18 protein-coding genes are annotated in these 19609 nt (G+C 39.4%); 15 read left to right on the top strand and 3 right to left on the bottom strand.

The features are described from left to right. Positions 1–13: 13 nt before the first annotated feature. From T498_RS14540 to T498_RS0101890, 3 genes are read left to right on the top strand one after another with little or no spacing between them, the layout of a single operon-like run. On the top strand, positions 14–895 hold the full coding sequence (locus tag T498_RS14540; protein ID WP_036977659.1) for a helix-turn-helix domain-containing protein: 882 nt from the start codon (positions 14–16) through the stop codon (positions 893–895). 60 nt (positions 896–955) lie between these two features. Then, a complete protein-coding gene (locus tag T498_RS0101895) occupies positions 956–1999 on the top strand; it encodes a D-alanine--D-alanine ligase family protein (protein ID WP_028234460.1) in 1044 nt (347 codons plus the stop codon). Positions 2000–2030: 31 nt separating this feature from the next. Next, positions 2031–3410: a UDP-N-acetylmuramoyl-tripeptide--D-alanyl-D-alanine ligase gene (locus T498_RS0101890; RefSeq protein ID WP_028234459.1), complete on the top strand. Its 1380-nt coding sequence runs from the start codon at positions 2031–2033 to the stop codon at positions 3408–3410. Positions 3411–3415: 5 nt separating this feature from the next. On the opposite strand, the gene T498_RS0101885 is transcribed toward T498_RS0101890, so the two are convergent. Beyond that, entirely contained in the window at positions 3416–4147 is a 732-nt protein-coding gene (locus tag T498_RS0101885) for a lysophospholipid acyltransferase family protein (RefSeq protein WP_028234458.1), read from the bottom strand. A gap of 318 nt (positions 4148–4465) precedes the next feature. Here T498_RS0101885 and T498_RS0101880 point away from each other — a divergent pair, with 318 nt between their 5' ends. From T498_RS0101880 to T498_RS0101825, 12 genes are all read left to right on the top strand, one after another. Beyond that, positions 4466–4705, top strand: a complete 240-nt coding sequence (locus T498_RS0101880; protein WP_028234457.1) for a Veg family protein — start codon at positions 4466–4468, stop codon at positions 4703–4705. Between the two features lie 821 nt (positions 4706–5526). Continuing rightward, positions 5527–6630: a C40 family peptidase gene (locus T498_RS14535; protein WP_051524532.1), complete on the top strand. Its 1104-nt coding sequence runs from the start codon at positions 5527–5529 to the stop codon at positions 6628–6630. Then, positions 6627–7343, top strand: coding sequence for a hypothetical protein (locus T498_RS0101870; RefSeq protein WP_028234456.1), 717 nt, complete (start codon positions 6627–6629; stop codon positions 7341–7343). The genes T498_RS14535 and T498_RS0101870 overlap by 4 nt, the downstream gene beginning before the upstream one ends. A gap of 13 nt (positions 7344–7356) precedes the next feature. Next, positions 7357–8229 (top strand): methionyl aminopeptidase, encoded by an 873-nt coding sequence (locus tag T498_RS0101865; RefSeq protein ID WP_028234455.1) that lies wholly within the window; start codon positions 7357–7359, stop codon positions 8227–8229. Then, positions 8229–8927: a pseudouridine synthase gene (locus T498_RS0101860; RefSeq protein ID WP_028234454.1), complete on the top strand. Its 699-nt coding sequence runs from the start codon at positions 8229–8231 to the stop codon at positions 8925–8927. Before T498_RS0101865 ends, T498_RS0101860 begins: the two co-directional genes overlap by 1 nt. 118 nt (positions 8928–9045) lie before the next feature. Beyond that, on the top strand, positions 9046–10230 hold the full coding sequence (locus T498_RS0101855; RefSeq protein ID WP_028234453.1) for an ABC transporter substrate-binding protein: 1185 nt from the start codon (positions 9046–9048) through the stop codon (positions 10228–10230). Between the two features lie 127 nt (positions 10231–10357). Further along, positions 10358–11239 (top strand): branched-chain amino acid ABC transporter permease, encoded by an 882-nt coding sequence (locus T498_RS0101850; RefSeq protein WP_028234452.1) that lies wholly within the window; start codon positions 10358–10360, stop codon positions 11237–11239. A gap of 7 nt (positions 11240–11246) precedes the next feature. Beyond that, positions 11247–12320 (top strand): branched-chain amino acid ABC transporter permease, encoded by a 1074-nt coding sequence (locus T498_RS0101845; RefSeq protein WP_028234451.1) that lies wholly within the window; start codon positions 11247–11249, stop codon positions 12318–12320. Then, a complete protein-coding gene (locus T498_RS0101840; protein ID WP_028234450.1) occupies positions 12320–13078 on the top strand; it encodes an ABC transporter ATP-binding protein in 759 nt (252 codons plus the stop codon). Before T498_RS0101845 ends, T498_RS0101840 begins: the two co-directional genes overlap by 1 nt. Position 13079: 1 nt before the next feature. Next, positions 13080–13784, top strand: coding sequence for an ABC transporter ATP-binding protein (locus T498_RS0101835; RefSeq protein ID WP_028234449.1), 705 nt, complete (start codon positions 13080–13082; stop codon positions 13782–13784). Positions 13785–13837: 53 nt separating this feature from the next. Next, complete coding sequence (locus T498_RS0101830; RefSeq protein WP_036977658.1) at positions 13838–14464, top strand: cytidylate kinase-like family protein; 627 nt, start codon at positions 13838–13840, stop codon at positions 14462–14464. Positions 14465–14598: 134 nt separating this feature from the next. Then, positions 14599–17073, top strand: a complete 2475-nt coding sequence (locus T498_RS0101825; protein ID WP_028234447.1) for an endonuclease MutS2 — start codon at positions 14599–14601, stop codon at positions 17071–17073. 782 nt (positions 17074–17855) lie between these two features. On the opposite strand, the gene epsC is transcribed toward T498_RS0101825, so the two are convergent. Continuing rightward, on the bottom strand, positions 17856–18737 hold the full coding sequence (gene epsC / locus T498_RS0101820) for a serine O-acetyltransferase EpsC (RefSeq protein WP_028234446.1): 882 nt from the start codon (positions 18735–18737) through the stop codon (positions 17856–17858). 14 nt (positions 18738–18751) lie between these two features. Beyond that, positions 18752–19606, bottom strand: a complete 855-nt coding sequence (metF, locus tag T498_RS0101815) for a methylenetetrahydrofolate reductase [NAD(P)H] (RefSeq protein WP_028234445.1) — start codon at positions 19604–19606, stop codon at positions 18752–18754. Positions 19607–19609 lie beyond the last annotated feature (3 nt).

Below are 19609 nucleotides of genomic sequence, written 5' to 3'. Positions count from 1 at the left end.
CAGGAGGTTTTTTATGGATAAAAAACGATTTGGTTCTCACCTGGCTTATTTTCGTAAAAAGAATGGAATGACGCAGATGCAATTGGCGGAAAGGGTTAATTGCTCCCTATCGACTATTTCCAGACTTGAAAGTGGTTTGGAAATCCCTAAGCTGCAGTTGTTTGAAAAATTTAATAAGGTTTTTGAGGGTTTTGGTATCACTTATGAGGAACTATCAATGGAGGAAATCTTTGAATTTCAAAGAGCGAAGGAAGAACTGCTTATAGCAATTCAAAATGGTAGGGCAGAGGAATTGGATAGAAAGCTGATGCGATTCAAGGAACTGATGGATGAGGAAGACCTGGAGCATAAACAGTATTACGTACTGGGCTATCTTGTATATATGAGAAAAAATGGAATGACCATAGAAGAGTTTTTGGATCGAATAACTGCTCTGTTCGAGATTAGAAGGAAATTACCAAAGCTTCATGAAATTTCGGAACTGAAGCTTTCGCGAATTGAATATATGATGATATATAAAATGGGGTTAGCGCATATGTCTGTAGGGAATGATAAACAGGCAATGGAGTATATAAAAGAACTTATAATATGTGGTTTTGGGGGTGATACTGAATATCTGAAAAATAGGACTAAGGATGTTGCCACAAGCTATGCCCAGATGCTAATCAGAAATAATCAGTTTGTTGAAGCGGAAAAGTGCATCAATTATGTGATGGAGAGGATAGCTGAGAATACAGATACCAGACTTTTCTTTCAAAGCCTGATTTTACAGGAAAAATTGTTTGTGGCGCGTGGGGATGTGGAAGGCGCAAAGCTGATAAAGGATTTTATTGAGGTTGCAGAAAGACTTGTAAACTACATGCAACATAAAGCTGTTAAGGCTTGCGACTTGTAATTTCTTCAAAAAAAGACTATATTAACGCAGAAAGTAAAATTTTTTTGAAGAGGAATAATCATGGATATTGTAGTTTTAGCAGGCGGACTTAGTTCTGAAAGAGATGTATCATTTAAATCAGGAGAGATGGTTGCAAAGGCTTTAAGAGCAAAGGGCCACCGCGCACTTGTTTTAGATGTATTTATGGGATACTCAGATAAGGAATGTGATATTACAGATATATTCGAGCATAGCGAGGAAAATTCTGTAAAGATAGAAACAATTCCTTCAGAAGCACCAGATATTAAGGCGATTATCGCTAGCCGTCCAGATCAAAGCCCAAGCTTCTTTGGACCAAATGTTATAAAGATTTGCCAAAAGGCTGATATTGTATTTATGGCACTTCACGGCGGTGATGGAGAAAGCGGTAAGGTTCAGGCTGCTTTAGATTTATATGGTGTTAAATACACGGGAAATGACTATGTTTCAAGTGCAATAGCCATGGATAAAAATATGACTAAGGAGTTTTTCAAGAGAGCTGGTGTACCAGTTCCAGAAGGAAAATCTCTTAAGAAAGCAGATAGAAAAGATTTCGTATTTGAAAGCTTCCCATGCATTGTAAAGCCAAACTGTGGCGGCTCATCAATCGGTGTAACAATCGTTGAATCTGCAGCAGAATTAGATGCAGCGTTAGACGCAGCATTTGAATGGGAAGATGAAGTTGTAGTTGAGCAGTTTATTAAGGGACGAGAGTTTTCTGATGGTGTAATTGAAGGTAAAGCTTTACCAGTCATTGAAATTGCTCCAAAGCAAGGCTTCTATGATTATAAGAATAAATATGCTGCAGGCTCTGCAGTAGAAACATGCCCGGCTGAAATCAGCGAAAAGGCTACACAGGCAATGCAGGATTATGCTGAAAAAGCATTCAAGGCACTTGGCCTGACAACTTATGCAAGAATGGATTTCATGATGGATGCAGATGAAAATATCTACTGTCTTGAGGCCAACACATTGCCAGGTATGACTCCAACAAGCTTACTTCCACAGGAAGCAGCTGTTACTGGAATCAATTTTGAAGATTTGTGCGAGTATTTAATACAGGTCTCATTAAAGAAATACAACTAGAGTTTTAGAAGATAGAGTAAGAGAGAAATATATGAAGAACATGACACTTAATAAAATAGCTGAAGCAACTAATGGAAAGCTGATTCTTCCAGAGGGATTTGAGGCATATAGCGATAAAGAGATTGCTGGAGCTGTTAATGACAATCGTAAGATAGAGAAAGATTTTCTTTTCATTCCAATGGTAGGAGCAAAGGTTGATGGGCATGATTTTATTGATGATGTCTTTTCTAAGGGCGCTCTTGCTACACTATCTGAAAAAACATTGGAAAGTCCTAAGGGACCATACATTTTAGTTGAGGACACTAAAATCGCACTGAAGCAAATAGCCACAGCCTATAGACAGGAGCTTGATATTCCCGTTGTAGGCGTTATTGGAAGTGTAGGTAAGACAAGCACAAAAGAGATGATTACATCTGTGCTTGAGACAAAGTATTCAGTTCTTAAGACTGAAGGAAACTTTAATAACGAAATAGGCTTGCCACTTACTATCTGCCGCATTCGTGATGAGCACCAGGTGGCAGTTGTAGAGATGGGAATATCTGATTTTGGAGAGATGCATCGCCTTGGGGACATTGCAAAGCCTAATATCGTTGTAATGACAAACATTGGACAGTGTCACTTGGAGTTTTTGAAGTCTAGAGATGGTATCCTAAAGGCAAAGACAGAAGTATTCGAGCATATGCCTAAGGACGGCCTTGTAATACTAAATGGTGATGATGATAAGCTTATAAACGCTGATACACTTGGCCTAAGAAAGGTGTTCTATGGCCTTAATGATCAGCAGGTTAATGCCAAGAATGTGGAGCCACGAGGTCTCACAGAAACAGCAGCTACTATCACAGTAGATGGAAAAAGCTTTGATGTGGTGATTCCACTTCCAGGTACACATAATGTAATGAACGGTCTTGCAGCAGCCGCTGTTGGACATGAGCTTGGTCTCACTAACGAGGAAATCCAAAGAGGTCTTAACACTGCAGGCACAATTGCTGGCAGAAACAATATCATTACAGTTAGAGGAACCACCATCATAGACGATTGTTATAATGCTAACCCTGTATCTATGAAGGCATCTATAGAAGTTCTTGGCAAAGCTGCCGGACGTACAATTGCCATTTTAGGTGATATGGGAGAGCTGGGCGCTGATGAGCGCAAGCTGCACTATGAAATCGGTGAAGCTTTAGAGGCTAATCATATCGGATATGTATTTACTGTAGGTGAGCTTTCTGAAGAGATTAATAAGTCTTTATCAAATAGCAACAGCTCATGTCTTGCTTATCACTATTCAACTGTAGATGATATGCTTGCTGATTTGTTACCTATCATCAGAACAAACGATACTATATTAATAAAAGCCTCACACTTCATGAACTTTAGTCATGTAGTGGAGGCTATTGAGAATCATCTTAAATAGAATAATTAAAGCAATTTGGCATCGCTTTCTAACTGAGTTTCGATGATTTGCTTTACGTATGCACCCACGCGCTTTTTATTGTCGCCTTCTAGTGCAGTAGGATCTACTGGAGGACAGAAGGTGATGATGACGTGGGTCTTTTTTATTTTAGGAAAATGAGCTTCAAGTACTTCACGTGTATTAGTGAAAGCGATCGGCACTATTGGACATCCTGTCTTGGTAGCAATCTTGAAAGATGCTTCATGGAAATCTGCCATCTGACCAGTCTTGGAACGAGTTCCTTCCGGGAAGATGAACATGTTAATGCCGGCTTTAATATAATCCTGAGCTTTTAAGATAAGCTTTAAATCCTGACGTGGATCTGTACGAGTAAGGAAAAGACAGTAGTTCATCTTCATCCAAACATTAAGTAAAGGTACCTTTTCGAAGGTCTTCTTTGATAAAAAGCCAGTGACAGGTGGACAAACGTGGTAACCTAGAATGATATCGAAATAGCTCTGGTGATTACCGATGAAAAGCACTGATTTGTCCTTTGGAAGATTTTCCTTTCCGTGAACCTCATATTTGATACCTGAGATAAAGGCAACGACTCCGAAAGCCCAGGCAACGGCCTTGTATCCAATGACATCCTTTGCCCTTTTATTAAAAAGCCCGATTATAAAGAGAATTAACCAAAGTGGAATACTCAGAATCAGGAAGATGACAACAAATGTTACAGCGAATATTGTTCTAAACATATTTCCTCCAAATAAAATAGTTGTAATTAATCAGATATTTCTTCTGAATATAATAATTATAAAATACAGTGCTATATTTAGCAATTACGGCACATGTGAATTATTCGTTAACATAGCGGATAGATAAAACGAGTGATTATATGTAAATTTAATTTGAATAATCAAACCATATAATATCAACAAAACCTACTTATTTTATAATATTTATTCAAAAAATGGAAGTTAAATTTTGACAAAATCAACAAAAAGTGATATAATTCCACCAACGACATAAGAATATCATTAAGGTATTCAAATGCTAGAAAAGGGGGAGACATCATGGAGCGCGAGGATTTTGACAAAGTACGCGATTCAGTGAGATCGCAGTGCGGTAGTAGAGTAGTTATTCAGTTAGACAGAGGACGTAACAAGGTTGACATTCAGCAGGGTGTTATCCAGGAAGCTTACCCAAGTGTTTTCACTATCTTAGTTGACGACACAGAGACAAGCCCATCACAGTTACTTTCATTCAGTTACACTGATATCATCACTAAGGAAATACGCATGAAGCTTTGCTAAACTTGCAGGCTAGATTAGTTATGACCTAAAATTGAATATTGCAAAATGTAGAACCATCGGCTTAGCCGATGGTTCTTTTGTTAATATAATTGTTACCATTCACCTTAGTTTTTTAGAGGCCCGCCCTCCCCTATGCTGCGGCCCGCCCTTCACACTGGTGCATTGCATGAATATTGCGTTTTTCTAATGGGCCACTTATGCATCTTTATTTACATGTGTCTTTTGCAGGCCTGTACAATTTTGAAAAAGGTTTTTGATTGGCGGACACAAAACCTAGTGTAAAGTGTACTTCTTAGACTGAGGGGAACTTGGTTGATTTTGGAGCGAGCTTAGTAACATAAAAGCAGGTTTTGCATATATAAGCATGCGCTGCCACGGATGGCAGCGCAAGTGGTCACTTGAAACACGATGTTGAATGTGCCACGGTGATTATATATGCAAAACCTGCTTTGTCATGTTACTTAGCAAGCGCAATATGAAACCAAGTCCCCTTAGCCTGAGAAGTACATAAAAAACTATAGTGTCCGCCACTCAAAAAACATTTTTCAAAATGGTTCATTCCGCAACAAGACACATGTGTGATGCATAAGTTTGGCCCATAATAAAAACAGCAATATTCGCAAAATCACACCAGTGTGAAGGGCGGGCCGCAGAGTATGGGAGGGCGGGCCAGTCACTATATGGCAGCGGTGAATGGTAACAATTAATGGGAATACTGAGTTTAATTATTGAAAACGGGGGATATAAAAGGTATCATAATGTAGAGAGAGTATGAGAATTTTGCACTAGATATTGCGTTAATTGTTTTGGAGATAGTGTTTATGAAATATAAGAAGTTGTTTAAACCATTGGCATGTATTGCGGTTACAGTATGTTTGCTTGCGTCTGATTCCACAGTTTCGAACGCAGTTCGTTCTATATCAGAGATTGAAGCTGAGCAGGATTCATTGCAGGATGAAATCGATGCATTGGATGCAGATTTATATAGTTTAGTTAGTCAGATTACAGAAATCGAGACAGCGATTTCTGATACAGAAGCAGAAATAGAAGAAACAGAAGCTGCCTTAGAGGAAGCAAAAGCAGCTAGGGATTCTCAGTATGAAGCCATGAAGCTTCGTATCAAATATATGTACGAAACTGAAGATCCTAGCGTATTTGAAATGTTGATTGAGTCTGGCTCTATCAGCCAGTTCTTAAATAGGTTGGAATATGCCAATAGCGTATATGAATACGACAGAGAAAAGCTTGAGCAATTTGAAGCTACACAGGCTGAAATAGAAGAGCTTGCAGCTTCACTTCAAGAGGAAAAGACAAGTCTTGAAGCTTCCAAGAAGGAATTGGCATCTCAGGAATCTGCACTTGAAGCCATGGTTGATGAAAAACGTGGTGAGATGGATGACTTGGATGCAGAGCTAAAGGAAGCTAAAGAAATTGCAGCTAGGGAGGCAGCTCTTGCAGCAGCCCGTGCAGCAGCAGCGGCAGCAGCCAACGGAAATAGTGCCGGAGGAGCTAAGACTGCAGCAAGCTCAAGTTACAATGTAAATGGAGATTTGAATCCTGGTTATAGAACTGGTACAAGTGGTTCAAGCGTAGTATCTTATGCACAATCATTTGTTGGAAATCCATATGTATGGGGTGGTACATCTCTTACAAATGGATGCGACTGTTCAGGATTCGTACAAGGAGTACTGGCAAATTTTGGAATAACATACGGCTCTAGAATGACATCTGGTTCATTCAGAGGTGTAGGACAAGAAGTAAGCTACAATTACATGCAACCCGGTGATATAGTTTGCTACCCTGGACACGTAGCAATATATGCTGGTGGAGGTATTATTGTGGAAGCACAGAGTACAGCTACTGGTATTACTAATTACCGATCAGTCAATTGCCATTCAATTATTACTATACGAAGGGTATTATGATTATTAAAAAGCTGCTCAAACCTATATTACTTGCGTTATGTATTTCAGTGGTGGCCTATGCCCTTTTTACAATGCAGGGAGGACGAGGTCCTATAGATTATTTTGATCACCTGGATGATACGGCAGTTAGCATTGATACTGAAGAAGTGACGTTTGAAGATCTAGCTTTCTACATTCTATTTGAAGAAAGAAAGGTTGAGGAGCAAGCTAAAATCTATAATAAGGACTACACCAAGGATTATTGGAATCTTCACACCAACGATACCTTTATTCAGTCTGAGGCAAAGAGCGTGGTGATGGGAATGGCCATTCATGACCATTTATTCTATCAGCTTGCAGTTGAGGAAGGATTGGATGAGCTCACACCGGCAGAGGAAATCGAGCTTGAAGGTTCCATTACAGATTTTTGGGAGGATATGTTAGATATCCAGTGGAATTATTTGCCATGCGATGAAGCTACCATAAATAACCAGATTCGCATCGCAGCAGTTGCTGAAAAATATGGCAACTATCTGGCCAAAGAACATGGCCCAAGCGCAGCTGCCTATAAATATGACGGCTATTATTACAGTCAGATTTTAGAAAAACACAATGTGGAGACTAACAAAAAGCTTTGGGATAAGCTTGTCTTAGGCGATATCACAATCAAGCATAGTAAGATTAATTATATTAATGGTTTGACTGATGAGGACAAGAAAAAGAGCAAAAAATAGAAAGGCAATACAAATGATTAAGTTAAACAGAAACGACCCTTGCTGGTGTGGAAGTGGTCGTAAGTATAAGCAGTGCCATGAGGCTTTCGATAGAAAGATAGAGAGCTTTGCTGTAAAGGGGCATAAGGTGCCAAAGCACAACATGATTAAGACACCAGAACAGGTTGAAAAGATTAAGCAGTCTGCAGTTATTAATATGGCATGTCTTGATGCTGTAGCAGAGGCTATTCATGAGGGCATGAATACTGCAGAAATCGATAAAATTGTTTATGATACAACCACAAAAATGGGAGGTATCCCAGCACCACTTAATTACGAAGGATTTCCATACAGTGTATGTACCTCGGTTAACGATCAGGTATGTCATGGATACCCATCAAAGGATGTTATCCTTAAGAGTGGCGATATAGTCAATGTAGACTGTTCTACAATTTTAGACGGCTATTATTCAGATTCATCTAGAATGTTTATGATAGGTGATGTTGATCCAGAGACTAAAAAGCTTGTTGAAGTCACAAAGGAATGTTGTGACCTTGGATTAGAGCAGGTTAAGCCATGGGGCTTTTTAGGAGATGTTGGAGCTGCAATTTGCAAGCATGCTCACGAAAATGGCTACCAGGTTGTACGTGAAATCGGTGGACACGGTGTAGGAATCGAATTCCATGAGGAACCATGGGTTGGATACAACACACTTCCAGGTACAGAGCTTCTGCTTGTGCCAGGCTTTATGTTTACAATCGAACCGATGATAAATATGGGTACTCAGAAAATAAAGACCGACCCTAACAATGGATGGGAAGTGTCTACATTAGATGGCAAGCCATCAGCTCAGTGGGAGTACCAGGTATTAGTAACCGAAACAGGATACGAGGTAATTTCATATTGATGCGTTTAGATAAACTATTGGTTGAACAAGGAATAGGAACACGATCTGAAGTAAAGGCTCTTCTTAAGAAGGGCCTTATTTTAGTTGATGGAAATAAGGCTACACGCCCAGAGGAAAAGGTAGATGAGAGTAGTGTAGTAATCACTTACCAAGGCAAAGATTACACATACAAAAAGTTCTCTTATTACATAATGAATAAGCCAAAAGGGGTAATTACAGCAACAGAGGATGCCAAAGAAAAAACGGTAATGGATTTATTCTATGCACAGTGTAAGGATGCACCAAAGGGGCTTAGTCCTGTTGGACGTTTAGATAAGGACACTACTGGACTGTTGTTAATCACCAATGATGGAAAGCTTGCCCACGATTTACTCTCTCCTAAAAAACATGTGGACAAAACATATTTTGTTACATTAGATGGTGAGCTTTCATCAGATGATATCACCCAGTTAGAAAACGGGGTGCATATAGGCGAAGGAGACTTAACAGCACCAGCAAAAGTAGAGTATGAAGGAGGCAATACCTGCTACATTACTATTCACGAAGGAAAGTTTCATCAGGTAAAAAGAATGTTTTTTGCCGTTGGAAGAGAGGTAATTGAGCTTAAAAGAACGGCTTTTGGCCCACTAAAATTAGATGAGGAAAAACTTCCTTTAGGATATTTTAGTGAATTAAAGCGTGAAAGTATTGACTCTTGAATTAATAAGTTTTATTATAGTTGGCAACAAAGGGGTTTTAGTCTTTAAAGTGTTAAAGAATGAAAGTGAAATTTGCTCTATGGGGAGGCAGTTTCATGGATATTAGGAGGGAAAAAAGATGAAGAAAAGATTACTTAGCCTTGGATTATGCGCAGCTATGACAGCTTCATTGTTTGTTGGTTGTGGAAGCAACGGTTCTAACGGAGGTGGAGACAATGTTGAAACTTCTGGCGAGCTTACATGGAGACTTGGAGGTATTGGACCTACTACTGGTGGTGCTGCTCAGTACGGACAGGGCGTTATGAATGCAATTCAGATTGCAGTAGATGAAATCAACGAGGCAGGCGGAATTAACGGATATCAGATTTCATTTAACTTCCAGGATGATGAGGCCGATGCTCAGAAATCTGTAAATGCTTACAACACACTTAAGGATTGGGGAATGCAGATTCTTGAAGGAACAGTTACATCTGGTGCATGTGCAGCCGTATCAGCTGAGACATACAACGACAGAATCTTCCAGATTACACCATCAGCTTCTTCTACAAGCGTAACAGAAGGACACGATAACACATTCCAGATTTGTTTCTCAGATCCTAACCAGGGTACAGTTTCAGCTGATTATATTGCTGAGAATGGTCTTGGAACAAAGATTGGTATTATTTATGATAGCTCTGATCCATATTCATCAGGTGTTTATCAGAACTTCGCAACAGAGGCAGCTAATGTAGGACTTGAAATCGTTGCAACAGAAGCTTTCACAGCTGATAACAAGACAGACTTCTCTACACAGCTTCAGAAATGTAAGGATGCAAAGGCAGATTTATTATTCCTTCCATTCTACTATACAGAAGGATCAATCGTTCTTACACAAGCTAATCAGATGGGATACGCACCAACAATGTTCGGTGTAGATGGATTTGATGGTCTTCTTGGTGTTGAAAACTTCGACGTAAAACTTGCAGAGGGTGTATATCTTCTTACACCATTCGCAGCAGATGCAGAAGATGAGGCAACACAGAACTTTGTATCAAAGTACGAAGAGCAGTTTGGTGGAACACCTAACCAGTTTGCAGCAGATGCATACGACGGAGTTTACATCATCAAGGAAGCTCTTGAGGCTGCCAACCTTACACCAGAGGCATCAAACGAAGAAATCTGCGATGCACTTATTTCAGCAATCCAGGAAGTTAACTACAACGGACTTACAGGTGAGGGCATGACATGGAATGAATTAGGTGAGGTATCTAAGTCACCTAAGGCTGTTATTATCCAGGATGGCGGATACGTATCAGTACAGTAATTAAAATACTGGACCACAAAAGCGGATTTCTAATATAATCAAACTTTTTGGTCATGGCACAATGTGGTGCAAGGCGGTCTTATATAGGTCGCCTTGCATTTAAATTTATTTGAAAGTGAGAATTAATATGGGATTTTTAACCTATTTAATTAATGGATTAAGCCTAGGAAGCGTATATGCCATTATAGCCCTTGGTTATACAATGGTATACGGAATTGCAAAGATGCTAAATTTTGCCCACGGCGATGTAATTATGGTCGGGGCTTATTTGGTCTTTATGTGTATGTCAAATACAGGAGCACCTGCTGTAGTTTCTATAGTCATTTCTATAGTCTGCTGTACAGCCCTTGGAATGCTTATAGAAAAAATAGCATATAAGCCACTTAGAAGAGCAACAAATCTTGCTGTTTTGATTACAGCTATCGGCGTCAGCTACTTCTTGCAGAATATGGCGCTATTAATATTTGGTTCAAATCCTGTTTCGTTTACATCAGTTATCACATGGCAGGGAATTTCTTTAGCTGGCGGTCAGCTTAAGATTACAGGTACTGCTATTATCACAATCATCACCTGCTTAATTATCATGGTAGGCCTTATGTGGTTTGTTAAGAACACAAAGCCAGGACAGGCAATGAGAGCAGTATCAGAAGATAAAGATGCAGCTGTACTTATGGGAATAAATGTTAATGCAACAATTTCCCTTACATTTGCAATTGGTTCAGGACTTGCAGCAATTGCCGGTGCATTGCTTTGTAGCTCATATCCATCTCTTACTCCATACACAGGCTCAATGCCAGGTATCAAGGCATTTACAGCTGCTGTATTTGGTGGAATCGGTTCAATCCCTGGAGCTTTGATTGGTGGATTACTTCTTGGAATCATCGAGATTTTAGCAAAGGCATACATCTCAAGCCAGTTGGCAGATGCTATCGTATTTGCGGTATTGATTATTGTATTACTTGTAAAGCCTACTGGTATTTTAGGCAAACAAATAAAAGAGAAAGTGTAGGTATGGCATGAAGAATCTAAATAAAACTACACAAAAATTAATAACTACTATCGCAGTAATTGCAGTATTATATGCAATCATGCAGACAATGCAAAGCACAGGAAATCTTAGCTCTCTTATGAGTGGATTGTTGGTTCCTGTATGTGCCTATTCTTTAGTTGCAGTAGGCCTTAACCTTTGCGTTGGATATTTGGGAGAATTATCACTTGGACATGCTGGATTTATGTGTGTAGGTGCATTCACATCTGCATTCTTTTCAAAGGCATTTCAGGAGTCAATTCCTGACGTACCAAGATTTATACTTGCGCTTGTTATTGGAACATGCGCTGCAGCTCTCTTCGGATTTTTAATTGCAATCCCAGTTCTTAGACTTAGCGGCGATTATTTAGCTATCGTTACTCTTGCTTTTGGTGAAATCATCAAGAACGTAATCAATGTATTGTACATTGGTAAGGATAGCAGTGGATTACATTTTTCAATGAAGGATATGATGTCACTTGGCATGGAACCAGGCGGAAAGATTCTTGTAAATGGACCACAGGGAATCACAGGTACACCTCGTCAGTCCACATTTACAATAGCAGTAATCTTATTAATCTTAGCTCTTGTTGTAGCTCACAACTTTGTTAACTCTAGAACAGGTAGAGCTGTTAAGGCTATCAGAGATAATCAGATTGCAGCTGAGACTGTAGGTCTTCCAATTACAAAATATAAGCTTATTGCTTTCACAATTTCAGCAGCTATAGCAGGTGTTGGTGGCGTTATTTATGCTCACAACATCAATTCGCTTACAGCTACAACCAACAACTTTGGATACAACATGTCTATCATGATTCTTGTATATGTAGTTCTTGGTGGTATCGGTAATTTCTCTGGTTCAGTAATTGCAGCAGTTGTATTAACAATGCTTCCTGAGATGTTAAGAGGATTATCAAATTACAGAATGCTTATTTACTCAATCGTACTTATCGTACTCATGTTATTTAACTGGGCACCAGGAATCCTTAAATTCAGAGAAGAGCATGGAATTACTTCCAAGGGAATACTTGATAGATTTAAGAAGCATAAGGAGGTGCAATAATGGCATTACTTGAAGTTACAAACTTAGGCATTTCCTTTGGCGGACTTAGAGCTGTAAACGAATTTGACCTCACAATCGAAGAAGGCGAATTGTATGGACTTATCGGACCAAACGGTGCAGGTAAGACAACAGTTTTCAATATGTTAACAGGAATCTATAAGCCTACAGATGGTAAGATTCGCTTAGCAGGAAATGATATTACAGGTAAGCATACTGCAGATATTAATAAGGCTGGAGTGGCTCGTACCTTCCAGAATATCAGACTTTTTGGAGATCAGTCAGTGCTTGATAACGTAAAAATTGGTCTTCATAATTCATATGAATATAGCACATTTGCAGGTGTGTTTAGATTGCCAAAGTTTTTTGCAACAGAAAAAGAGATGGACAAGAAGGCACTAGAAATCCTTTCTGTTTTTGGACTTGATAAAGAGGCGAATGTACTGGCATCAAATCTACCATACGGTAAGCAGCGTCAGCTTGAAATAGCAAGAGCTCTTGCTACAAATCCAAAGCTGCTTCTATTGGATGAGCCAGCTGCTGGAATGAATCCAAATGAAACACGTGATTTGATGAATACAATTGCACTTATTCGTAAAGAATTTGGAGTAACAATTCTTCTTATTGAGCATGATATGAAGCTTGTATCAGGAATCTGTGAGAAGCTTACAGTGCTCAACTTTGGACAGGTACTTGCTCAGGGAAAGACTTCTGAGGTACTTAACAATCCAAGGGTAATCAAAGCATATTTAGGAGAATAACATGTTAAAAGTAGAAGATTTAATTGTAAATTATGGAATGATTCAGGCTCTTAAAGGAATCAGCTTCGAAGTAAATGAAGGGGAAGTAATCGCGCTTATTGGTGCCAATGGTGCCGGCAAGACAACTACTCTTCAGACTATATCAGGCATGCTTTCTCCTACATCAGGAAAAGTCCTTTTAGAGGGCGTTGATATCACAAAGATTCCAGGCCATAAGATTGTTTCAATGGGAATGGCGCATGTTCCTGAAGGACGTAGAGTTTTTGCGGGATTAACAGTGCTTGAAAACTTGAAAATGGGAGCTTATACTAGAAGTAACAAGTCAGAGATTGCAGATGCATTTGAGAGGGTTTACGAGAGTTTCCCAAGACTAAAGGAGCGTCAGAATCAGTTGGCTGGTACTCTTTCAGGTGGTGAGCAGCAGATGCTTGCTATGGGACGTGCACTTATGAGTCAGCCACGTATTGTACTGATGGATGAGCCTTCTATGGGACTTTCACCAATCTATGTAGATGAGATTTTTAAAATCATTCAGTCAATTTCTGATGCAGGAACTACAGTACTTCTAGTAGAGCAGAATGCAAAGAAGGCTCTTGCTATAGCAGATAGGGCATATGTTCTTGAAACTGGAAATATCGTTCTTTCTGGCAATGCTAGTGATCTTATGAATGATGACTCTATTAAGAAGGCATACTTAGGAGAATAATTGCATATCTGACAGATATCCTGGGGCAGAGATGCGGATTGGGGGACACTTGTATGGAAGACAAGAAGTTGGTTATTACTATTGCTAGAAGTTATGGCTCAGGAGGATTGACCCTTGCGAAAAAGCTTGGAATAGAATTGGGTTTACCTGTCTATGATAGGGAGATTCTTAGAAGAGCTTCGGATCAGAGTGGAATTAGTGAAGAATTATTTGGAGAGGTAGACGAGTGCGTTAAAAAAATCTTCATGTCCAGCAAGGGCAAATACAAGGGCATTCCACTCACACCAGAGAACAGCGCATTCACATCCAACGACAATCTCTTTGAGATTCAAGCTGATGTTATAAAGAAGATTGCAAATACAGAAAGCTGCATTTTTGTTGGTCGATGTGCAGATTATATTTTAAAAGATCGCCCTTATGTTCTTTCACTTTATTTCTATGCGTCGGAAGCAGATTGCCTGGAAAGATTACGTAAGCAGGTATTTGGAACCGACGAAGAGCTGCTTAAGCGTATGCATGAAATTGATAAGCATCGTTCAGATTATTATCGCTATTACACTGGCAAGGACTGGAATGATGCTAGAAACTACGACTTCTGCCTGGATACAGGCGTGATGGATTACGACAAATTAATCGAAGTTGTAAAATCCTATATCGAAATAAAAAATAGAGATATGTAAAATGTTAACCTCTATCCTAAAATGGGATAGAGGTTTTTAAATTTGTGAAAACATAGTGCTTGTGATTGAAATATGTAAATATATTTTTTATAATTGTCCTGCAAAGTAGGGATATATAGAAGGATTAAGAATAAATGAATCTTAAAGTATTAAAAACACTTGAATATGACAAAATTATAAATAGATTGGCGGAGCTGGCTACTTGCGATGCAGGTAAGAAACGTTGCCAAGAGCTGCTTCCAATTAATGACATTGAAGAAATAAAGGTCATGCAAAAGGAGACAGAATGCGCTTTTAATCGATTGGTAAAGGTAGGGGATGTTAGTGCTAGTGGCACAACAGACTTACGTCCATCATTAGCAAGACTTGATTTGGGCTCTACCCTCACAATCGAAGAGATTCTTGCAGTAGCATCTGTGCTTGAAGTTACAAAACGAGTAGCTGCATATGGCAAGCAAATGGAAGAGGAAGACGCTCTTACATTTTACTTTAATGGCCTTTCTCCAGAAGTGGCTATCTTGAACGAAATCAGACGCTGTATCATTGATGAAGAGACTATTGCAGATGATGCAAGCACCGCTCTTTACGATATTCGTATGGGCATGAAGCGCACAAATGACAAGATTAAAAGTGTCATGAATTCAATGCTTAACAATTCTACAACACGTGGATATTTGCAGGAGCCTGTTGTTACAGTCAGGGGTGGCCGATTCTGTTTACCAGTACGTGCGGATTATAAATCTAGAGTGCCAGGTATGGTACACGACCAATCTTCTACAGGTAGCACATTTTTTATCGAGCCAATGCAGGCTGTTGATTTAAATAACGAATTAAGAGAGCTTCAGGTTAGAGAGCAGGATGAGATAAACAGAATCCTTGCCAATATTTCTAACAGGATTGCAGAATCTTCAGAGGGAATAATTCGTAATTACGAATTGCTTACAGAGATTGATTTTATCTTGGCTAAGGGTCGATATGCAATTGAGTTAAATGCAAGCAACCCAGAGTTTAACGAGGACGGTATTATTAATCTTCGCGGCGCTCGTCATCCACTTCTTGATCCAAAGAAGGTGGTTGCAACAGATATTAAGCTGGGAGAGGACTATAATCTGTTACTTGTTACAGGTCCAAATACTGGCGGTAAAACTGTATCACTTAAGACCTGTGGTTTGCTCACACTTATGGCCCAGGCAGGCCTTCATATTCCAGCAAAGGATCGCAGCCAGATTGCAGTATTTGATGATGTGTATGCAGATATTGGTGATGAGCAGTCTATCGAGCAGTCACTATCCACATTCTCATCTCATATGGTAAACATTGTCCACATATTAGAGGCAATCAATAGTGGAAACTATAGCCATGATACAGAAGAGCTTGTGGAAAAAAGGTCAAAGGACTTTGTGCATTCTAAGGTATTACATGGCACTAATGAGCCAAATAAGGTGCCTCAATTCTTGATATTAATCGACGAGCTTTGTGCTGGTACTGATCCTAAAGAGGGTGCTGCGTTGGCACAATCCATACTGGATAGGTTGCACACCTTAGATGTGCGCACAATGGCTACAACTCACTATAGTGAGCTTAAAGTATACGCACTTTCAACTGACGGAGTTGAGAATGCATCCTGCGAGTTTTCACTTGAGACACTCAGTCCAACATATCATTTGATTATAGGTGTGCCAGGAAAGTCTAACGCATTTGCGATATCATCAAAGCTTGGTATACCTGCTGATTTGATAGAAGATGCCCAGGGACGTCTATCTGAAAATGATAAATCCTTCGAGGATTTAATGGTGGATTTGGAGCAGAAACGCCATCAGGTAGAAAGTGATGCGGCTGAAGCTGCGGCAGCTCTTAAAGAGGCTGAAACAAAGCTTGCAAACGCAACAGCAAAAGAAGAAAAGATTAAGTCACAGCGAGAAGAGCTTATTCGTCAGGCTCATGAGGATGCAGCGGCAATTCTTCAGGAAGCAAAGGATATTGCTGACGAAACAATTCGTGACTTTAATAAATTTGGCAAGGGCGGCGGAAATATTTCTGCCATGGAGGCAAAGCGTGCAGCCCTTGGTAAGGGAGTTAACAAAGCCAAGAGCAAGGCTAAGGAAAAAGTTGAAGTTCAGGAGAACACCAATGTTCCTACTGATTTGCACGTGGGTGATAAGGTTAAGGTCCTTTCTATGAATCTTATTGGAAATGTATGCTCTAAGCCAAACGCCAAAGGTGATGTAATGGTACAGATGGGTATCATGAAATCCAATGTAAATATCAAGGATTTAGTTCTCATTGAAGAGGAAGACAAGTTTGTACCAAAGAAGGGAACTAGAGTCAAGAATATGACCTACGGAGGCTTCAACAAGGCAGCCTCAATTTCGCCTGAAATCAACCTTTTAGGCTGTACAGTAGATGAAGGTATAGCAAAGCTTGAGAAGTACCTTGATGACGCTTATATAAGCCATCTGACCTCTGTTAGAGTGGTACATGGTAAAGGTACTGGTGCACTTCGAAAAGGCGTGCAGCAATACTTACGTAAATGTAAAAACGTAGCCGATTTCCACCTTGCAGAATTTGGCGAAGGTGATGCTGGTGTCACAATAGTAACTTTTAAATAAATATGTTTGTTTTCAAAAAAAGATGTTGCAATAAATCATTTGCAGCATCTTTCTTTTTTTGATTATTACATTGGGAAATATGTTTTTATCACAAGGCGCCTGGAAAACCTTATGACTTCTTGCTGACAGAACAATGAAATTGTCAGCAAGAATCCTGCTTTGCAGGACATGAAAATAGATAAATCTATTTTTATGGTATTTACGATTCTTGAAAAACTGATGTTTTTCAAGAATCTATACTTTCATTTTCTTGCGATACGAAAAGAGTTTATTTTGCTGGAAATGTATCGCAAGAAGTCTGGAAAACTCTTATACTTTCATTTTCTTGCGATACGAAAAGAGCTGATTTGCTGTAAATGTATCGCAATAAGTCGGGAAAAACCTTATACTTTCATTTTCTTGCGATACAAAAAGAGCTGATTTGCTGTAAATGTATCGCAATAAGTTGGGAAAACCTTATACTTTCATTTTCTTGCGATACGAAAAGAGCTGATTTGCTGTAAATGTATCGCAATAAGTCGGGAAAAACCTTATACTTTCATTTTCTTGCGATACGAAAAGAGCTTATTTTGCTGGAAATGTATCGCAAGAAGCCGGGAAAGTCTTATGCTTTCATTGGCTTGCGATAAAAACGAGCAGATTTTACTAAATTTGTATCGCAAGAACTCTGGGAGGCCTTATGCTTTCGTTTTCATGTGATAAAAATGAGATATTTCATGATAGATGATTAGTGCTACAACCAAAAAAATGGAGTGAAATCTTCAGATTTCACTCCCTTCTCTTTATTTCACATCATAATATATTCTAGATTCAGGTGGAACAGATTCAGTTATGAAGGTTGAACCTCCGATGATTGAATCGTGTCCGATTACTGTGTCACCACCAAGGATAGATGCGTTTGAATAGATTGTAACGTTGTCTTCGATGGTTGGATGACGTCGTACACCACGTAAGTTCTGGCCGCCTCTTGTAGAAAGTGCACCGAGAGTAACACCCTGATATACTTTTACGTTGTTACCAATGTGAGTGGTCTCTCCGATAACAATACCTGTGCCGTGGTCGATGAAGAAGAATTCACCGATAGTGGCACCAGGATGAATATCAATACCTGTGTTAGAGTGAGCATACTCAGTCATAATTCTAGGAATGATTGGCACCCCGAGTAAATATAACTCGTGAGCAAGACGATAAACTGTGATTGCCATGATTCCAGGGTATGCAAAAATAATTTCATCTATGCTTGTTGCAGCAGGATCACCATCATAAGCTGCTTGTAAATCGGTATCCAAAAGTGCACGAACATGAGGGATACGCTTTAAAAATGCAAGCGAAAGCTCTTCGGCTTTTGTAGTGCAGATTTCGTCGCCACATCCATCGAAAACGCTGTTGTAGCAGAGCACGAGAGAAATCTGTTTGTTGAGATTGTAAACAACATCCTCCATGAGAGTGTTAATGTTGGTCTCAACATTGTAAACTTTGTAAACATGATCACGATAATAACCAGGGTAAACGATTCTGATAAGCTTCATGGTAATATCTATGATGCTATCTTTGTTAGGCTGGTGATAAGTGTCAAGCTTGTCGATGGCTCTGTCAGACTTGTAGTCTTTCATGAGTTCTTTTGTGATTTCGAGCATTTCCTGCTCAATCTTTTTTCCATCCATTATGAAATATCCTCCTAAATAATAGCAGTGCAAATTTCTTTAGTCATTTTAGGCTTATTCATACAGTAGATATGTATATGTGCCATACCGCATTTACGAAGATCCTTAATCTGATTAACTGCAAATTCAATACCAGCTTTGCGCATATCCTCTGGTGAATCACCATACTTAGCACAAATATCTGCAAGTGATTTTGGAACGGATGAGCCTGCAAGTGTAACTGTTGAACCAATCTGCTTTGCAGAAGTGATAGGCATAATACCTGCAACAACAGGAACTGTGATGCCGGATTTATCAGCTCTTTCTATAAATCTGTAGAAATCAGCATTATCAAAAAATAGCTGAGAAATAAACATCTTTGCTCCCATATCCTGTTTCATCTTCATGAAGGCTAAGTCCGAATCCATTGAAATTGCCTCTGGATGTTTTTCAGGATAGCAAGATGCAGATACATCTAAATTGGTATGGGTGTTAAGGAAACGAATTAAGTCTGTTGCATGAGGAAAGATTCGTTTCTCAAACTGTTCATCAGACATATCGCGAGGCTTGTCACCTCTAAGAGCTAAAACATGATTAACCCCAACATTAGCTAAGTCGTTTGTAACTTCAAGTATATCATCCTCTGTAGAACCCACACATGTCATGTGTGCCATCGCATCAATCTTTAGATTGTTTTGAATGTAAGATGCGATTTCGACGGTCTTCTTTGAACGACTACCGCCAGCTCCGTAAGTAACACTGATAAAATCAGGGTTCAAGGTTGATAGTGAATCAAGTACTTTGTAGCAGTTTTCAAATTCATCATCCTTTTTTGGAGGGAAAACCTCGAAAGAGAGAGATGAATTGCGGTCGAACATATCTTTTAACATAGA

This window comes from Pseudobutyrivibrio sp. MD2005 (genome assembly GCF_000621865.1).
Taxonomy (GTDB): domain Bacteria; phylum Bacillota; class Clostridia; order Lachnospirales; family Lachnospiraceae; genus Pseudobutyrivibrio.
This window is presented reverse-complemented; position numbering and strand designations above follow the sequence as displayed.